This window comes from Limosilactobacillus agrestimuris, assembly GCF_943193105.1.
In the GTDB taxonomy this organism is placed as follows: Bacteria; Bacillota; Bacilli; order Lactobacillales; family Lactobacillaceae; genus Limosilactobacillus; species Limosilactobacillus agrestimuris.
The window spans coordinates 192,364-208,145 of record NZ_CALPCW010000002.1; the positions used below are offsets into that span (position 1 = coordinate 192,364).

Sequence of the window (15,782 nt, forward strand, 5' to 3'; positions counted from 1 at the left end):
ATTCTAATCGGGATCTTGTGACAAAGAAAATACTAATTTAAAATATGGAATATATAAAAATTGTATATGGGAGAAGACTAATTATGAATATTAAGCAGCTTCGTAGTTTCCTCGTAGTCGCCCAAGAACATCAAATTACAGCCGCAGCTAAGCTATTGTATACAACTCAGCCACCATTGTCGTACCAAATTAAGCAGCTGGAAAAAGAAGTTGGCGTTAATCTTTTCACGCGTAAACCGCATGGCTTAGAGTTAACCAACGCAGGAAAAAGTTTTTATTGCTATGCTCAACAGATCGTTAACTTAGCGACAAACGCTGAAGAGGAACTGAAACGTGAAAGTAAGGGAACGATGGGAAGCATTCGCCTAGGAATTATTTCATCAGCGGGAAATATTATTCCCAATCCCAAAATTCGTCAGTTTACCAAGTACTATCCAGAGGTCAATATTCGAATCACGGATGCAAACACGTTCTCCTTAATCAATAAGCTTAATAACAACCTGCTTGATCTAGCAATTGTCCGGGCACCGTTTAATATGCAGGGATTAGCGACTAAACAGATCGGCAAAGACAGGATGGTTGCGGTCGCTAACCCGCAGTACTTTGCCTTACCAAAAGGCGAATTAAGTTTAAAGGAAATTAGCCAGCAGCCATTGATCCTTTATCGACGTTTTGAATCAATGTTTAACGAGAGCTTTGCCCAAAATGGGTTGCGACCGTTTTATGCGGTCAAGTGTGATGATGCTCGGACGGCAATTCACTGGGCTGATCAGGGGATGGGAGTTGCTCTTGTTCCACAATCGATCGGCCAAGTCTTTTCGAATCAACAGTTGCGGTTAGTTGATTATTCGCGCTGGGATACCCAAACGATGGTTGTGTGGCGAAAGGACCAGCCAGTAAAGCCAATCGTTGATAAGTTTATCCAGGCATTGTGATCTAGAGATTATTATCTAACAATCTCTTGTTTCCAGTGGTGGAAGTGCTGCTTAGTAACAACACAAAGGCCCTCCTCACCGAGTTCTTTCATTTTATCGGTACACATGATTTTAATATTCGGATCGGACGCAACCTGTTGCTCACCCCAGTAGTTAAGGTAACGGAGGGCGGCGTAGAGGTTCTCTCCTTCGGGGGTTAATCGGTACTCAACGTGTGGTGGAATGGTGTTAAAACTTTTCCGGGCTACAATTCCCGCATCGCTAAGTTCGCGAAGTTGATCGCTAAGAACCTTGTGCGATGTTCCAAGCTGCTTGACTAGTTCTCCGGTCCGTCGGGGGTGGTTAGCTAGCAGGTAAAGGATCACCGGCTTCCATTTACCGCCAATGATGGAAAGCGCGTAATCGGCGCCAGTATTAAACATTTTGGTCAAAGAAAGACCTCCCTTCATACTTTCATTATATTATGAAAGAGAGAAGAGGGGTTGGTGAACTATTTAATTAGTTTGAAAACGGCTTTGTCATCAAGGTAGTCCTTTTCACCGGCAGGGGCCTCGATTGAACCAAATGGCATTTCAGCACGAAGTTTCCATGTTTCGGGAAGATCGAATGCTTGGTGAATAGCTTCGTCAATCAGTGGATTATAGTGTTGCAGACTAGCACCAATATTATGTTCTGCAAGGGCGGTCCAAACGGCTTGTTGGGCACCACCAAGGGCCTGTTCTGACCAATCCTTAAAGTTATCAGCATAACTTGGGAATTGTTCCTCTAATTGGTGAACAATCTTGGTGTCAGTAAGGAAAAGGATCGTCCCGTAACCAGCACGGAATGTTGCGATCTTGTCCTTGTTCTTCTGAAAAGCAGCGGGATCCTTAACAATATTCTGGAGAGTCTCTTCAACGATGTCCCAGACCTTATCGGAATTCTTACCGAAGAGGACGACTGCACGAACAGTTTGACTATTAAAGGCACTTGGTGAATTACGAACCGTAGTTTTAACTAGGTCGAAAATTTCGTCTGGGGATATAGTAATGTTGTCACCGAGGGCATAGATTGAACGACGCTTAGCACTGATTTCGTTGAATTTTGATTGCATAATAATTCCTCCTTATAATAATTTATTTGCTGAGATTTCACTTACTAATAGTAACTAAATGCCAATTGGGATACAAGAAGGGAAAATTTTTTCACCTACTAGTGCGAAGGGAATGGTGTTAATGACAAACCAAACTAGCCAATGCTCAATTGAAAAGACGTTGAAGCAAATATCGGGAAAGTGGAAGAGCGTTATTATTTACATGCTCTTAAAATATCCCGTTTGTCGATTCAGTGAATTGCAAAGGCTTATTCCTGACTGTTCGCGACGAATGCTGGCTTTACAATTAAAAGAATTGGAACAAGATGGTCTGATTACAAAAAAGGTTTATCCGGTTACCCCGCCGAAAACTGAATACTCACTAACTGAACGCGGAAAAGATTTGCGAATGGTAGTTGAGGGGATGCAGGAGTGGGGAAAACACTAATTCGGCCAATTTGCTAAAAACTTGTTAGGTTATTTTCTGCTTGATAATAAAGTGAATGTTACTTTTAGGTAACTATCTTACGAGAAAGTGCTTACTTTTAATAAGCTGAGTGCTAATTATAATTAAAGGTGAATTAGCGATTAGGAGGAAGATAAAATGACAAAACAAGTATTAATTTTAGGCGCCACTGGTCAAATTGCTGGACATGCAATTGATGCCTTACTGGCAAATAGTGATGATCATCTTTTACTTTATACTCGCCATCCTCAAAACTTGAAGAATATTGATGAAAACCGCGAAACAGTTATTAAGGGTGATACTTTAAAACAAGCTGAACTTGATGCCGCAGTTGCTAAAGCAGATGTCGTTTACGCCAATTTGCGGAACCCCGAAATTAAACAGCAAGCCGAAAACATCGTTAATGCGATGGATAAGCACGGGGTAAAGCAACTCGTTTGGATTTCGTCAATCGGGATCTACGATGAAGTTCCCGGAAAGTTTGGCGAGTGGAATAATGCTGAACTTGGTGGTGGTCAAAAGGATAGCTATCTTGGTACCTATCGGAGTGCGGCCGATGTCATTTCCGCTTCTGATCTTGACTATACTATTATTCGTCCCGCTTGGTTAACGAATAAGGATGAAGTTGATTACGAAACAACGGAACGTGGTGAAGCATTCAAGGGGACAGAAGTTTCACGGAAATCAATTGGTAATTTTGTTGCAAAGATCATTGATAATCCTGATCCATATGCCCGTAAAGATTTCGGTGTTAATAAGCCAAATACTGATGGTGACAAGCCAAGCTGGTATTAGTAACAGAACGAGGGTGAGATTCATTATCGGTATTGGTAATCTCGCTGGGCCATCTGGAAAAGAACCCGATCATACTTTTGGGTACCATCTGGGAAGTTAACGGTAAACTTTTCAACTTTACCGCCTTTTTCAATATTCCCGGTAGATTTTTTGGTAATTAAGCCATTATCGATCGTAACTTTATTTTCCTTAATCTTGTAGTATTTTTTGCTAGCGGCTTTATTAAGAAGTTTACGATCAACAAGGTAACGATTAATTGTTCTCGGAGCTGCCTTCTCCTCCTTAGTGGAATCCTTATTAACTACTGGCTTACCCGATTGATCGGTATCAGTAACGTTGACGTAGGCTGACTTGCCATTAGTTGTGAAGAAGACATACTGATGGGCAGTTGTGTAACCATTTGAATTGATAAAGGTAACGAGGTAGACATGATTATTTAGTGACTTCTGTGTCATTGCTTGAGCAGGTTTATCCGTGATCGTTAAAGTAATGAAAAACGTCATGACAGCGATGATGATTGACAATAAATACTTCTTCATAGTGAACCTCCTTTCAAACTGTTATCCTTATTATAACAGCTTAAATTTCTTTAAAGGTGTTATAGAATTGCCCAATCTAAGGCAAAATACTGGTTCTTGGAGAATGGATAGTGTAAGATTTGGTATAAAATACCATAAGTTAAGGAGGCTAATTAAAATGGAAGAAAAAACGTTTACTCATGAAGAATTAGCGAAGTTTAATGGTGAAAATGGTCAACCAGCATATGTTGCTGTTTCGGGAACGGTTTATGATGTTTCCGGTAAGGATGCCTGGAAGGGTGGTAAGCACCATGGCAATGTTGCTGGAAAAGATTTAACAGATGTCCTTTATAATAAGTCTCCCCACGGTGATAAAGTTTTGAAAGGATTGCCGGTTGTTGGTAAGTTGGTATAGAAAAAGGCTGAAGGATGAGAAAAAATTTTTCTCACCCTTCAATTTTTATATGGAGATATTCATTTGGTATTTGATAAAGTTAGTCCCAAACTTGCTTGGCAATATCCTTAACAAGGTTAATCTTTGCCCACTGTTGTTCCTCGGTAAGGATATTTCCTTCTTCGGTTGACGCAAAGCCACATTGAGGACTTAAGCAAAGGTGGTCAAGTGGATGGAATTTTGCCGCCTCTTTAATACGGTTAATAATTACTTCTGGATCCTCAAGGTCACCGGTCTTGGAGGTAATAAGGCCAAGGACAACATATTTATTGTCTGGAACCTTTGCTAACGGTTCAAAGCCACCAGCACGTTCGGAATCGTATTCAAGATAAAAAGCATTAACGTTTTCTTGAGCGAATAAGGTGTCGGCAACGGGACCATACCCACCAGCAGCAGCCCAAGTTGAATGGTAGTTACCACGGCAAATGTGGGTATTGATGGTTAAATCATCAGGCAGGTCTGCAATTGCTTCGTTATTGACTTGGAGGAAGCGTTCTTGCAATTCTTTAAGTTGTGAGGTATTTGCATTTGGATCCTTCCTTTTCAAGTTAGCGAAGTTATTAACAGAAATTCCCCAAGTACAATCATCTAATTGTAAAGTTCGGCAGCCAGCAGCATAAAGGTCTTCGATTACTTGGTGATAAGCCTTTGCCACATCGTGATCAAGGTCGGCAAGGTTAGGATAAACTTCTTTAACACTTTCCTGGTTTTCCGGACGAATTAATTCTTCAAGAAACTGTGCAGGAGCCGGAATTGTTTGTTTAACTTGTGTTCCATGTGAAACATGATCACGGACAAATTTGAAGTAGTTTACAAATGGGTGATTTTCACCACTAATTTTTCCAATAACTTGAGCGGAATCATTCCGGGTTTCTTCATCGTGGAAGAAGTAACCATGTTTAAGGTTAACGTGCTTAACACCTTGAAGGCCCCAGAAGAAGTCAAGGTGCCAATAACTTCGACGAAATTCACCATCAGTAACAGCTTTTAATCCGGCCGCTTCTTCCTTATGGATTAAATCGATAATGCATTGGTCTTCTACTTCAGTAAGTTCAGCTTGACTAATCTTGCCTTGAGAAAACTTTGCACGGGCATCCTTCAGTTCTTGTGGGCGGAGAAAACTACCAACGATATCATAGCGGAATGGTGAAGTAGTACGAGTTGTAAATTGAGTCATGTTAAATTCATCCTTTCTTGATTTAGATAAGTTCAGGAGATTAGAGCAAATAAAAAAAGTCCCTAGGAAAAGCAGTTGAACTTCTCCTAGGGACGTCAATTTCATTATTCAGAATTAACGTGTTACCACCCTAATTTAACCAGGTTTCACAACCTGATCCTTAATAGGTACACCCGAAAGTAAACCTAGACGTTTTATCGGTCGTCAATCGTGAACGACTAACTAAGAAGTAGCTCATCGTTCTTTAGAGCTCCAAGACCATCTTCGTCAAAATCCATCAGGTTGCTTCTCATCTAACGCAACTCTCTGTGCTGATTTTCTAAGACTACTCATCTTTTCAAAGCAATTTGTAAATTTGATTGTGGTTATATTAGAACATTCTCATTTTAAAGTCAACTAAATATTTGCTTTATTTGAAAAAATAAGTTCAATAGCGTTGTTAATGACAATTAAAGCGTTGCTTGATGTAATAAATAAGGAATTCTAAAAAATGATTGACAATTTATAATAGTCGAATTAAATTAAAATACAATTAAAAATAAATTATAGAACACGTTGATAAGAAGAGTAATTAAAGTTCGTATTTGCAGAGAGTTCCTGGTTGGTGAGAAGGGGTAACACAACTTTAATGAAAATCACTTTGAGTGCCAGGATGAAGTTAGTAATCTGTGGTGGGAGTAGCCCATTATCGCTACCGTGTTTAACAATGAATGTTGAACATTTGAGGTTAGTGGTGTGAGCTGCTAACGAATGAAAAGGTGGTAACACGTGAAAACGTCCTTAGATTAGTCAAATAATCTAAGGGCGTTTTTTAGTTAATAAGTGAAACCTTATCAACCAAACTTGCGTATTTGAGAAAAGGAGTTGCATGATTATGAAGTTTACAGTTGTTGGTGCCGGAGCAATGGGTCTCCGATTTGGTGTATTACTACAAGAAGCAGGAAACGAAGTCGATTTTGTGGAAGGTTGGCAACCACACTATGAACAAATGAAAAAGCAAGGTGGCGTTTATGTTACTCGTGAGCGACAAAACAAACATCTTGTTCCAGTCAAAGTTTATACACCGGAAGAATACACAGCTACTGATGCAGACTTTGTGTTCTTTGAATTAAAGCAAATGCAGTTGGATGAAATGCTGAAACGGTGTCAACACTTCTTTAAGGATCAATATGTTTTAACGGCGATGAACGGGATGGGACATGTTGAAAAACTATTGAAGTACTTTCCTAAAGAAAAGTTAGTTGCCGGAACAGCACTGGTTGCAACGATCTTAACGGGCCCAGGAGAAGTTGAATTTGTTGGTAAACCAGGAGTGGGGACGACTAATTGGGCAAATTATACTGAAAAGCCGGATGAAAAGACTAAGCAATTAATGAAACAATTGGAGAAAGCTAACTTTAATCCATCATTAAAAGAAAACTTTATGGGAACATTAATGGCAAAAGTAGTCTTTAATTCTGTTGTGAATACGCTATGTACGATGTTTGAAATCACAATGGGTGAGTATGCTTCTTTTGATAAAGCAGATGAATTATCTCGGCAGTTAATTGATGAGGCATATGACGTTTGTGAACGTGCCGGGGTTCAACTGGTTAATAGTCGGGAAGAAGAACTAGAAAGCGTCAATTATGTTTCAAAGGTTGGTAATCCTCATCACTACCCATCAATGTACCAGGATATGAGTCATAATCGACCAGTAGAAGTTGACTATATCAATGGCTATTTTGTTAAACTTGGTCGAAAATATCACTACGAGGCCAAGACACATAATTTTGTAACTAACTTAGTTCATCTTGCCGAACATACACGGAATCACCGGTAGGAGGAATTGCAAAAAATAGCAAATGTGTTATATTTGTTGTAAATGCAACAATGAGAGGGCGATGCTAGTGAGTAAAAAGGATACGGTTACTGATATTCAAATGATCAATCAGGTGCTCGATCACTGTGATACCATTCATTTAGGGTTACGTGATGGTGAGCGAGTTTACGTTGTTCCTGTCCATTTTGCCTATGGGGAAAATAACGGCCAGTATACGTTTTATTTTCATGGAGGACCTCACGGGCGTCGTTATGAATTGATTCAAAAGACACATTATGCGGCCTTTGAATTAAATAGTGGTCAGCAACTGCATCGAGGAGGTAACATTGCCTCTAATTGGTCAGCGGCTTATCAAAGTGTTCTTGGGGAAGGAAAAGTATCCCTCCTTGAAACGAATAACGAGAAAAAAGATGCATTAAAATTAATGATGAATCACTATGCAGGAACAACTGACTTTGTTTTCCCGAAAGATCATTTAACGTACGTCCAAGTTTATAAGCTACAGGCTACTGACTTATCTTGCCAGATCCATACACCACATTAGCAGAAGAATAGGAAAAGTCCCAAGTTCGATTTTGTCGAACTTGGGACTTTATTTTACAAATTAGGATCCATCTTAAAAGTTAAGTTAGAGAGTTCCGTACCCTGAGTGATTAAGTCAAAAAGTAGTTCTTTAGCCTTAGCGTTACAGTGACTGGCAATTTCATGATTTTGGCCAGTGAGGTAGGTTGTCAGTTGCTTCCCTTCAAGGTTCTTTGCATGTTCATCAACTTCTTCGATCTTCCGGCGACACCATTCACCGAGATCTTTTTGGAAGTCGAGATCAGCTTGGTTAAAGTCGCTATAATGCGATTCAACCACCATTGCTAAGGCTTCATTAAGCCAAAAGGCACTCTTTAAGTCCATCTTCTCTGGTAATTCACGGTATGAAGCGTCGGTGTCATCTGCATTGGCAAAGAATGGAACATAAGCATTGAAACTAGGAACCCCCATTTCAATCCATTGAACGGCAGCGTATTTTGGATCAACACTATTCCGCATTTGGAGAATATGTGATTGGGCAGTCCTGGAAAGAGAAATTGCCCGGTAGACTTTTCGATCATGTTCAGATCCATCGCCTAGGGGATCATACTTTGTTTCGTTGTAGTGTGACTTCAATAGATACTGGATATCTTCAACCGCGATCTTGCGTTCTGGCTTTCGAATAAATGGCATATCTGCTGATTCAGGAGTTTGATCTGCAGTCTTAACTGTGTTGAAGTAACGTTGGGCGAACCAAACTCGTGGTGTATTGTAATGGTGATCAAATTGGGTGTTAGTACCAAAGATGTGGCGGAAATTCCATTGGTCATTATCTGGATTTAGGCCGTGGAGGTTAACAAATTCTTCAATTCCGTCAGACCACATATAGTTGTCTGAATCTTCAAAGTTAATTTTTTCAATAGCAATCTGGTTTGCAGCTACTGCATAGCAATCATCCGGAATTCGAACGGCAACCCAGTGGTGTCCAGTAGCAATTTCCATATACCAGACTTCATTTTGATCGTTGAATTGGACACCGTTACATTCTGCAGAACCGTATTTAGCGATTAGCTTACCAAGGTATTCAACCCCTTCTCGAGCACTGTGGATATATGGCAAGACAAGGTTAGTCATTGAATCTTCAGCGAGACCATTTTTGACGTAGGGATCATAAGCTAAGACCCGATCGTTGGCATAAACACTTTCGGTTGCACTTTCTCCAACATTGGCTTCGTTAAAGCCATCTTCTTCGTTTGGACCCTTACTTTGGTCACCACTTGGAGTTGCGGTATAGCGCATTCCATTTTCTGGCAATTTTACGGTGAGCTTATTGTATGGTGAGACGTAGGTTTCATCTCGACCAGAAACTGCTGGCTGGACAATGAAACGCTTTGGCTCGATTGCTAAAACTCGGTCTTCGTTTCGGGCGATAAAGGTTGAACCATCCATTGAGGCCTTTTTCCCAACCATTATCGAAGTACATGCAGATTGTTTAAAACGAGTCATTAAATCAGATCCCCTTTGTAAATATTTCAAAAACTCCATCTTCTTTTATTTTACACTTTTTGGGGAACTGAAAATAAAAATTATTATTTTATTAGCTTATAGCCAAAGCCACGGACCGTTAATAGGTGCTGAGGCTGGTGGGGATCATCTTCAAGTTTATCGCGGAGGTGACTGATATGAATATCGACGATTCGGGAAGTGTTGAGAAGATCGTATCCCCAGACACCATTTACCAACTGCTCCCTGCTAAGGACTTGATCATGGTGGTCAACTAGGTAAGTGAGGAGTTGAAACTCTTTAGGTGTTAGATCAACTAGACTGCCATTTTTAGTGACAGTGTAATTTTGTGAATTAATTTGCCAATTGCCGATTGTGACAGTTTGATGGGGACTAACTTTTTGGGTCGGTGTAGTAGTCTTCGGTTTTAAGTGACGGTATAGCCAGAGACGTTGCTTGATAAGCGGGAGAAAAAATTGGTTGTTGAACGGTAAAACGATAATATCATCAACCAATGCTTTATAAAGTTTTCGTTGGAGCCTTTCCGTCAGTTTTGGCACAAAAATGGTAATTGGACCGTGGACTTGTTCTCGAATTAAAGTCATGGTTGCAATTGTGGTATCTAATGTTGTGTCGGCTAGATCCCACCAAATCCCAGTAGCTGTTTGCTTTTCAAGTTCCACTACTAGTCCAGTAGGGGTGGTAGTTTGTGTGAACTGCCACTGGACCTTTTTGCAGAGGTGAGTTAGTTGTTGAACTAAGGCGGTGTTTTGACTCATTAGTAAAAAATTATTGGTCATTTTTTTTCTCCAAAATTTACACAACTTTTACAATACGAAGATAAAAAATTTACATCGGCTTGATATTCTCTATTTGTACCATATGGAATTAACGAAAACAACTAGGGAGACAAGATGAAAAAATTAGTTACAGGAGTTATTGTAGCGACAATTATTGTTAGCTTGGGTGTTGGTTGGGTAAGCGCTCAAAAACAACCGCCTCAAGAGAAAGTCACAGTTGTTGGCTCGACCGCCCTCCAGCCATTAACGGAAGCGGTAGTTGAAAGTTATCGAGAAGTAAAACCACAAACAAGCATTACTGTGCAGGGTGGTGGTTCCGGAACTGGTTTAAGCCAGGTACAGGCCGGCGCAGTCAATATTGGGGCAGCGGATATCTTTGCCGATCAGCAGGATGGGATCGATGAAAGAAAATTAACTGATCATATTGTTGCTGTTTCGGGAATCGTCCCAATAGTTAATCCCCAATTAGGAATTGACGATCTTTCACTTAAACAATTGCGACAAATTTATACGGGGAAAGTAACTAACTGGTCCCAAGTTGGTGGTCCTAATTTGCCAATTACAGTGATTAATCGTGCTGCAGGGAGTGGTACTCGAGTAGCTTTCGAGCAGGTTGTCTTGAAAAAAGGCGAACGATCAATTAATGCTCAGGAGCAGGACTCGAATGGAACCGTAAAGGAAATTGTAAAGAATACACCGGGATCAATTAGTTATATCTCGTTTGCCTATCTTAACAAGCATGTTCAACCGTTAAAAATCGACGGGGTAAAGCCAACTGCAAAGAACGTGACAACGAATCGGTGGCAGTTGTGGTCCTATGAACATATGTATACTCAAAAGAAAACGACGAAGGCTACTCGGGAATTTATCAACTATATGCGGACAAAGAAGATTCAACAAACATTAGTTGAGGATGCAAATTACATTAATATTCATGATATGAAAGTTCAGCGAACTGCAAGTGGGGAAACAAGGGTGAAGGAGTAAGCGATGGATGATTTAAAAAAGCGATTGAACCAGCCATCAGTTGAGAGTAGGCAGGAATGGGTTGGTAAATTAATTAGTTACCTGGCGATTATTCTGATTGGTGGCTTGGTAGGGACGATTTTAGTTTTTCTGACCTTTAAAGGAGTCGCCCTCTTTAAGGAGAATGGGGTTTCCGTTTGGCACTTTTTATCAAGTAACGATTGGCAGCCGAGTCACCACCATTATGGTGCATTGCCAATGATTATCACGTCATTCAGTGTGACTGTTTTATCAGGAATTGTTGCCTTACCACTAGCGTTAGTGGTTGCAATTGCGATCACGGAGATATTACCAAAGAAAACTTATCAATTTTTTCAACCATTAATTGAATTGCTGGTTGGGATGCCGTCAGTGGTGTATGGGTATCTTGGATTAACCGTGATCGTTCCATATCTCCGACAGCTATTTGGCGGAACCGGTTTTGGGATCCTAGCCGCCTCATGTGTTCTTTTTTTGATGATTTTACCAACAATGACATCAATGACAATTGATAGCTTACAGGCGGTACCGCAAAAGTACCGGCAAGCATCAGCAGGACTTGGCGCAACTAGGTGGCAAACTATTTCCCGGGTAATAATTCCCAGCGCTAAGAGTGGAATATTAACGGCGATGGTCTTTGGAATGGCCCGCGCCTTTGGTGAAGCGTTAGCGGTACAGATGGTGATTGGCAATACAACGGTTATTCCTAAGAACTTAATGGAATCTTCCGCGACATTGACGAGTGTTTTAACGACAGGAATTGGAAATACCGTAATGGGTACTGCTTCAAATAACGCTCTGTGGTCTTTAGCACTGATTCTTCTTGTAATGTCCTTGGCATTCAATCTATTAATGCGCTTAGCAAGTAAGAAGGGGGCAAAGTAAATGCGACCAGAGCGAGTTGATAAGATAGCAACAGGAGTAATTCTGGGTCTGGCAGGGTTAGTTGGTTTAATAATTCTCAGCCTACTAATCTATATTTTAGCAATGGGAATTCCCCATATTTCCTGGCACTTTCTAACGACTAATGCAGAATCATTTACTGCGGGTGGAGGAATCCGTGATCAGCTTTTTAACTCCCTTTATTTAGTAGTTCTTACACTAATTGTTTCAGTTCCCTTGGCGCTTTGTGCAGCAATTTACCTGAGTGAATATGCACCCCAAAACAGGTGGACACAGATGCTTCGGTTAGCGATTGAAGTCTTGAGTTCACTTCCATCTGTAGTGGTTGGGCTCTTTGGTTACTTAGTTTTTGTTTTACAATTTGGCCTTGATTTCTCGTTATTAGCTGGTGCTTTGGCTTTAACGATTTTGAATCTACCAATTTTAACGCGGAGCTGTGAAGATGCATTGCAGCAGGTTCCGTATTTACAACGTCAAGCAGGTCTTGGTTTGGGAATGTCAAAGTGGCGAGTAACGACTAAAATCGTTCTTCCAGCGGCGTTACCAGGAATTATTACCGGGGCGATTTTAAGTGCTGGACGAATTTTTGGTGAAGCCGCCGCATTAATATATACAGCTGGGCAAAGCTCCCCGGCCATTAGTTATACTGATTGGAATCCCTTTAGTCCAACAAGTTTCTTAAATCCAATGCGACCAGCAGAAACGCTAGCTGTTCACATCTGGAAGGTTAATAGTGAAGGATTAGTTCCGGATGCCCGAGCCGTTTCCAATGGTTCTGCTGCAGTATTAATCATTACAATACTATTATTTAACCTTGTTGCCCGGCATGTCGGTCACCGAATTAAACAACGACTAACAAAGTAAGGAGAAGAGTATGCAAACAAGTACTGCCTTAGAAACAAAGAACCTTCAAGTCTTGTATGGCGAAAAACATGTGGCCCATGATATTAACTTGAAGTTTCCTAAAAATAAGATTACTGCTTTAATTGGTGCTTCTGGTTCAGGAAAATCAACTGTTTTACGGAGCCTTAACCGAATGAATGATGATTTTGCGACGGTAAAGGGAGAAATTAACTTTCATGGAGTAAATATTAACCAGTCGAAAGTGAACGTTTACCGGGTTCGTCAACAGATCGGGATGGTTTTTCAACAGCCAACCCCGTTTCCAATGTCAATTTATGAAAATGTGATTTATGGGCTTAGGTTAGCAGGTGAAAAGGATCGAAAAGTGCTTGACCAACGCGTCGAAGAAAGTTTACGTCAAGCAGCACTGTGGGACGAAGTTAAGGACCAATTAAAAGCGAGTGCCCTTGCACTTTCTGGAGGGCAACAACAGCGACTTTGCATTGCCCGAACACTAGCAGTTCGACCAGAAATTATCTTAATGGATGAACCAACAAGTGCTCTTGATCCGGTCTCAACTTCGCAAATTGAAGATACCCTAGTACAATTAAAAGAGCAGTTTACAATTATTATGGTGACTCATAATATGCAACAGGCGTCCCGGTCGGCCGATTGGACTGCTTTTATGCACCAGGGACACTTAATTGAATTTGATGAAACGGCGACGATCTTTATGAACCCACGCGAGAAAAAAACTGCTGATTATTTGAGTGGTAAGTTTGGTTAGGAGGACAAAAGAATGGGTGCAATTTTTAATGATGAATTGAAGCGTCTTCGGAGCCGCTTTATGGAAATGGGGATTGACGCTAGCGAACAGATTTATCAAGCTACCAAAGCATTTACGGAGAGTGATAAGGAGTTAGCTAATAAAGTCTTGAAAGCCGATCCAAAAATTAATAATGAAGAAATTAACCTCGAAAAAGAGGCTCTTAAACTTATGGCTCTTCAGCAGCCGGTTGCTAGTGATTTTCGGAAGATTATTAGTATCTTAAAGGCAAGTAGTGACATTGAACGACTCGGTGATTACGCATCTCATATTGCGCGTGCTGCCATTAACCTAAGTAAACGACAACACAATGAAGAAATTGAAGAACAGATCGAAAAGATGATGATGATTGTTCGCGAGATGTTAGAACGAGTCCTTGATGCATATGTTTATACGGATGAACAAAAGGCTTATGAGGTTGCTAATGAAGATTTAAAGGTTGATTTGATTTATGTCCAGCAGCAACATGCGATTATGGATGCGTTAGTTAAAGCTGGACAAAACGTTAAGACTTATGGCGACTATCTTTCAGTTATTCGTTATCTTGAGCGTGCTGGTGATCATATCGTTAACCTTGCAGAGTGGATTATTTATAGCGGTTCAGGTAAGTTGGTAGAATTAAATCCTGGAAAAGCTGATCCAACAATGGTCAAACGAAAATTAAAGGAATAATAAAAATGGTCAGGAAAATTTTTTCCTGACCATTTTTATTATTCTTCTTTTGTGAAGTTAAATTCGCCCGCATGACGAAGTGAATAGCAGAAGTAAACGATTAGTCCAAGGGCAATCCAGATAAGGTATGTCAACCAGGCAGTAAGTGAAATGCTGACAAGGAGGACGATACAAATGATGATTGAAAGTACTGGAATTGTCTTGTCAAATGGTACCTTGAAAGGTCGTTTAAGTTCTGGGTAACGTAACCGAAGAATAATAACGATTAAAGAAATTAAGGCAAAGACCATTAGTGAACCAATATTAGCAATTAATGCTAAGTAGTGGAGGTCAAATTCTCCCGCTAAAATGGCAGAGAAGATCCCAACTAACCAAATTGCACGATTAGGACTTTGTGTTTTAGCGTTTACCTTAGCAAGTCCCTTAGGAAGAAAGGCACTCCGACTCATTGATTTAAGAATGTTAGAGCCAGCGTAAATAAAGGCAAACACGACGGCCATGATCCCTAAGACTGCTCCAAGTGAAACCACTTCAGCAACAAAGCTGTGTCCCTTAACGATTAAGACATAGGACATGGCTTCTGAAACATTTAATTTGGTGTAGGAAACAACCCCAGTCATCACAAGACTAACGAGGATGTAGAGAGTTGTTGAGATTACTAAACATAAAATTATTGCCCGGGGAATATTTTTATCGACGTCTTTTGCATCTTCAGCCGAGGTTGCTAATGCATCAAAGCCGAGGAAGGAGAAGAAGACGGCGGAGGCACCAGTGAAGATTCCCTTATAACCGTATGGGAGGAAGGGGTGCCAATTACTTGGGTTAACGTGAGAAACGCTAACAATAATGAATAGGAGGATAATAAAAATTTTGACCCCAACAAGGAAGTTGTTAATCAACTTACTCTCACTCGTTCCCCGGGTTAGGATAATTGTCATTAAAAAGATCATCAAAACAGCAGGAAGGTTAACATAGCCACCTGCAGCTGGGGTAACTAAGAAGCGGTGAGGAAGGTTGATCCCAATAACTTCCAGAAATGATTGAACGTAACCAGTCCAACCATTAGCAACTGTTGCCGTAGTGGTAACGTAAACTCCAATTAGAGTCCAGCCAGCCAAAAATGCGACAAACTTACCAATGGATACCCATGCATAGAAAAACGCACTTCCAGAATTGGGTAAACTGGTTGTTAGTTCAGAATAACAGAGGCCAATTAATCCACTAGCTAACGCGGCAATTAAAAAGGAGAAGACGATCGCGGGACCAGAATCTTCTGCGGCGACAATTCCAGTTAACACTAGAATTCCCGTACCAATAATTGCGCCGATACCTAAAATGGAAAGGTCAAAGAGACCGAGAGTTTTCTCATGCTCTTTACCCTTTGGTAACTGATTTTGCATAATGATGATTCCTTTCAAAAAAATACAGAAAACTGAATCTTAATTTTACATTAAAAAACGCTGTGAATC

General features: G+C 40.5%; 18 protein-coding genes and 1 other annotated feature. Of the genes, 11 read left to right on the top strand and 7 right to left on the bottom strand.

The window, feature by feature from the left end; genetic code table 11:
• The first annotated feature begins 83 nt into the window (after positions 1 to 83).
• Positions 84 to 935: a LysR family transcriptional regulator gene (locus tag NFR46_RS02620; protein ID WP_251574429.1), complete on the top strand. Its 852-nt coding sequence runs from the start codon at positions 84 to 86 to the stop codon at positions 933 to 935.
• 11 nt (positions 936 to 946) lie between these two features.
• On the opposite strand, the gene NFR46_RS02625 is transcribed toward NFR46_RS02620, so the two are convergent.
• A complete protein-coding gene (locus NFR46_RS02625; protein ID WP_251574489.1) occupies positions 947 to 1,357 on the bottom strand; it encodes a winged helix-turn-helix transcriptional regulator in 411 nt (136 codons plus the stop codon).
• 68 nt (positions 1,358 to 1,425) lie between these two features.
• Positions 1,426 to 2,028 carry a nitroreductase family protein gene (locus NFR46_RS02630; RefSeq protein ID WP_251574431.1) on the bottom strand — a complete coding sequence of 201 codons (603 nt, stop codon included), beginning with the start codon at positions 2,026 to 2,028 and terminating at the stop codon, positions 1,426 to 1,428.
• 121 nt (positions 2,029 to 2,149) lie between these two features.
• On the opposite strand from NFR46_RS02630, the gene NFR46_RS02635 reads away from it, so the two are divergent.
• Both NFR46_RS02635 and NFR46_RS02640 read left to right on the top strand, forming a co-directional pair.
• Positions 2,150 to 2,455 (top strand): winged helix-turn-helix transcriptional regulator, encoded by a 306-nt coding sequence (locus NFR46_RS02635; RefSeq protein WP_251574491.1) that lies wholly within the window; start codon positions 2,150 to 2,152, stop codon positions 2,453 to 2,455.
• Positions 2,456 to 2,611: 156 nt separating this feature from the next.
• Entirely contained in the window at positions 2,612 to 3,268 is a 657-nt protein-coding gene (locus tag NFR46_RS02640) for an NAD(P)H-binding protein (protein WP_251574433.1), read from the top strand.
• A 23-nt stretch (positions 3,269 to 3,291) separates the two neighbouring features.
• Here the strand turns inward: NFR46_RS02640 and NFR46_RS02645 are convergent, their stop codons facing one another.
• Complete coding sequence (locus NFR46_RS02645; RefSeq protein WP_251574435.1) at positions 3,292 to 3,807, bottom strand: hypothetical protein; 516 nt, start codon at positions 3,805 to 3,807, stop codon at positions 3,292 to 3,294.
• A 157-nt stretch (positions 3,808 to 3,964) separates the two neighbouring features.
• Between NFR46_RS02645 and NFR46_RS02650 the strand changes: the two genes are divergently transcribed.
• Positions 3,965 to 4,201, top strand: coding sequence for a cytochrome b5 domain-containing protein (locus NFR46_RS02650; RefSeq protein ID WP_251574437.1), 237 nt, complete (start codon positions 3,965 to 3,967; stop codon positions 4,199 to 4,201).
• Between the two features lie 79 nt (positions 4,202 to 4,280).
• Here NFR46_RS02650 and NFR46_RS02655 read toward each other — a convergent pair whose 3' ends face one another.
• Positions 4,281 to 5,417, bottom strand: coding sequence for a 5-methyltetrahydropteroyltriglutamate--homocysteine S-methyltransferase (locus NFR46_RS02655; RefSeq protein WP_251574438.1), 1,137 nt, complete (start codon positions 5,415 to 5,417; stop codon positions 4,281 to 4,283).
• A 546-nt stretch (positions 5,418 to 5,963) separates the two neighbouring features.
• Positions 5,964 to 6,202: a binding site (T-box leader), on the top strand.
• Between the two features lie 89 nt (positions 6,203 to 6,291).
• Here NFR46_RS02655 and NFR46_RS02660 point away from each other — a divergent pair.
• On the top strand, positions 6,292 to 7,239 hold the full coding sequence (locus NFR46_RS02660) for a ketopantoate reductase family protein (RefSeq protein ID WP_251574439.1): 948 nt from the start codon (positions 6,292 to 6,294) through the stop codon (positions 7,237 to 7,239).
• A 67-nt stretch (positions 7,240 to 7,306) separates the two neighbouring features.
• Positions 7,307 to 7,783, top strand: a complete 477-nt coding sequence (locus tag NFR46_RS02665) for a pyridoxamine 5'-phosphate oxidase family protein (protein ID WP_251574440.1) — start codon at positions 7,307 to 7,309, stop codon at positions 7,781 to 7,783.
• Between the two features lie 53 nt (positions 7,784 to 7,836).
• On the opposite strand, the gene NFR46_RS02670 is transcribed toward NFR46_RS02665, so the two are convergent.
• Together NFR46_RS02670 and NFR46_RS02675 are read right to left on the bottom strand one after the other, a co-directional pair.
• Positions 7,837 to 9,267: a C69 family dipeptidase gene (locus NFR46_RS02670; protein WP_251574441.1), complete on the bottom strand. Its 1,431-nt coding sequence runs from the start codon at positions 9,265 to 9,267 to the stop codon at positions 7,837 to 7,839.
• A gap of 83 nt (positions 9,268 to 9,350) precedes the next feature.
• On the bottom strand, positions 9,351 to 10,064 hold the full coding sequence (locus tag NFR46_RS02675) for a winged helix-turn-helix transcriptional regulator (RefSeq protein WP_251574442.1): 714 nt from the start codon (positions 10,062 to 10,064) through the stop codon (positions 9,351 to 9,353).
• A 114-nt stretch (positions 10,065 to 10,178) separates the two neighbouring features.
• Here NFR46_RS02675 and NFR46_RS02680 point away from each other — a divergent pair, with 114 nt between their 5' ends.
• From NFR46_RS02680 to phoU, 5 genes are read left to right on the top strand one after another with little or no spacing between them, the layout of a single operon-like run.
• Positions 10,179 to 11,051 carry a phosphate ABC transporter substrate-binding protein gene (locus tag NFR46_RS02680; protein ID WP_251574443.1) on the top strand — a complete coding sequence of 291 codons (873 nt, stop codon included), beginning with the start codon at positions 10,179 to 10,181 and terminating at the stop codon, positions 11,049 to 11,051.
• Positions 11,052 to 11,054: 3 nt separating this feature from the next.
• Entirely contained in the window at positions 11,055 to 11,954 is a 900-nt protein-coding gene (pstC, locus tag NFR46_RS02685) for a phosphate ABC transporter permease subunit PstC (protein ID WP_251574444.1), read from the top strand.
• Complete coding sequence (gene pstA / locus NFR46_RS02690; protein ID WP_251574446.1) at positions 11,955 to 12,836, top strand: phosphate ABC transporter permease PstA; 882 nt, start codon at positions 11,955 to 11,957, stop codon at positions 12,834 to 12,836.
• A 10-nt stretch (positions 12,837 to 12,846) separates the two neighbouring features.
• Positions 12,847 to 13,602, top strand: coding sequence for a phosphate ABC transporter ATP-binding protein PstB (gene pstB / locus NFR46_RS02695; protein ID WP_251574448.1), 756 nt, complete (start codon positions 12,847 to 12,849; stop codon positions 13,600 to 13,602).
• 12 nt (positions 13,603 to 13,614) lie between these two features.
• Positions 13,615 to 14,313, top strand: a complete 699-nt coding sequence (phoU, locus tag NFR46_RS02700; protein WP_251574450.1) for a phosphate signaling complex protein PhoU — start codon at positions 13,615 to 13,617, stop codon at positions 14,311 to 14,313.
• A gap of 38 nt (positions 14,314 to 14,351) precedes the next feature.
• On the opposite strand, the gene NFR46_RS02705 is transcribed toward phoU, so the two are convergent.
• Complete coding sequence (locus NFR46_RS02705; RefSeq protein WP_251574452.1) at positions 14,352 to 15,713, bottom strand: APC family permease; 1,362 nt, start codon at positions 15,711 to 15,713, stop codon at positions 14,352 to 14,354.
• Between the last annotated feature and the right edge of the window lie 69 nt (positions 15,714 to 15,782).

Excerpts from the sequence above, each read along its gene's own strand:
- NFR46_RS02620 (WP_251574429.1), top strand. The coding sequence starts at position 84 with ATGAATATTAAGCAGCTTCGTAGTTTCCTCGTAGTCGCCCAAGAACAT.
- NFR46_RS02625 (WP_251574489.1), bottom strand. The coding sequence starts at position 1,357 with ATGTTTAATACTGGCGCCGATTACGCGCTTTCCATCATTGGCGGTAAA.
- NFR46_RS02630 (WP_251574431.1), bottom strand. The coding sequence starts at position 2,028 with ATGCAATCAAAATTCAACGAAATCAGTGCTAAGCGTCGTTCAATCTAT.
- NFR46_RS02635 (WP_251574491.1), top strand. The coding sequence starts at position 2,150 with ATGACAAACCAAACTAGCCAATGCTCAATTGAAAAGACGTTGAAGCAA.
- NFR46_RS02640 (WP_251574433.1), top strand. The coding sequence starts at position 2,612 with ATGACAAAACAAGTATTAATTTTAGGCGCCACTGGTCAAATTGCTGGA.
- NFR46_RS02645 (WP_251574435.1), bottom strand. The coding sequence starts at position 3,807 with ATGAAGAAGTATTTATTGTCAATCATCATCGCTGTCATGACGTTTTTC.
- NFR46_RS02650 (WP_251574437.1), top strand. The coding sequence starts at position 3,965 with ATGGAAGAAAAAACGTTTACTCATGAAGAATTAGCGAAGTTTAATGGT.
- NFR46_RS02655 (WP_251574438.1), bottom strand. The coding sequence starts at position 5,417 with ATGACTCAATTTACAACTCGTACTACTTCACCATTCCGCTATGATATC.
- NFR46_RS02660 (WP_251574439.1), top strand. The coding sequence starts at position 6,292 with ATGAAGTTTACAGTTGTTGGTGCCGGAGCAATGGGTCTCCGATTTGGT.
- NFR46_RS02670 (WP_251574441.1), bottom strand. The coding sequence starts at position 9,267 with ATGACTCGTTTTAAACAATCTGCATGTACTTCGATAATGGTTGGGAAA.
- NFR46_RS02675 (WP_251574442.1), bottom strand. The coding sequence starts at position 10,064 with ATGACCAATAATTTTTTACTAATGAGTCAAAACACCGCCTTAGTTCAA.
- NFR46_RS02680 (WP_251574443.1), top strand. The coding sequence starts at position 10,179 with ATGAAAAAATTAGTTACAGGAGTTATTGTAGCGACAATTATTGTTAGC.
- pstC (WP_251574444.1), top strand. The coding sequence starts at position 11,055 with ATGGATGATTTAAAAAAGCGATTGAACCAGCCATCAGTTGAGAGTAGG.
- pstA (WP_251574446.1), top strand. The coding sequence starts at position 11,955 with ATGCGACCAGAGCGAGTTGATAAGATAGCAACAGGAGTAATTCTGGGT.
- pstB (WP_251574448.1), top strand. The coding sequence starts at position 12,847 with ATGCAAACAAGTACTGCCTTAGAAACAAAGAACCTTCAAGTCTTGTAT.
- phoU (WP_251574450.1), top strand. The coding sequence starts at position 13,615 with ATGGGTGCAATTTTTAATGATGAATTGAAGCGTCTTCGGAGCCGCTTT.
- NFR46_RS02705 (WP_251574452.1), bottom strand. The coding sequence starts at position 15,713 with ATGCAAAATCAGTTACCAAAGGGTAAAGAGCATGAGAAAACTCTCGGT.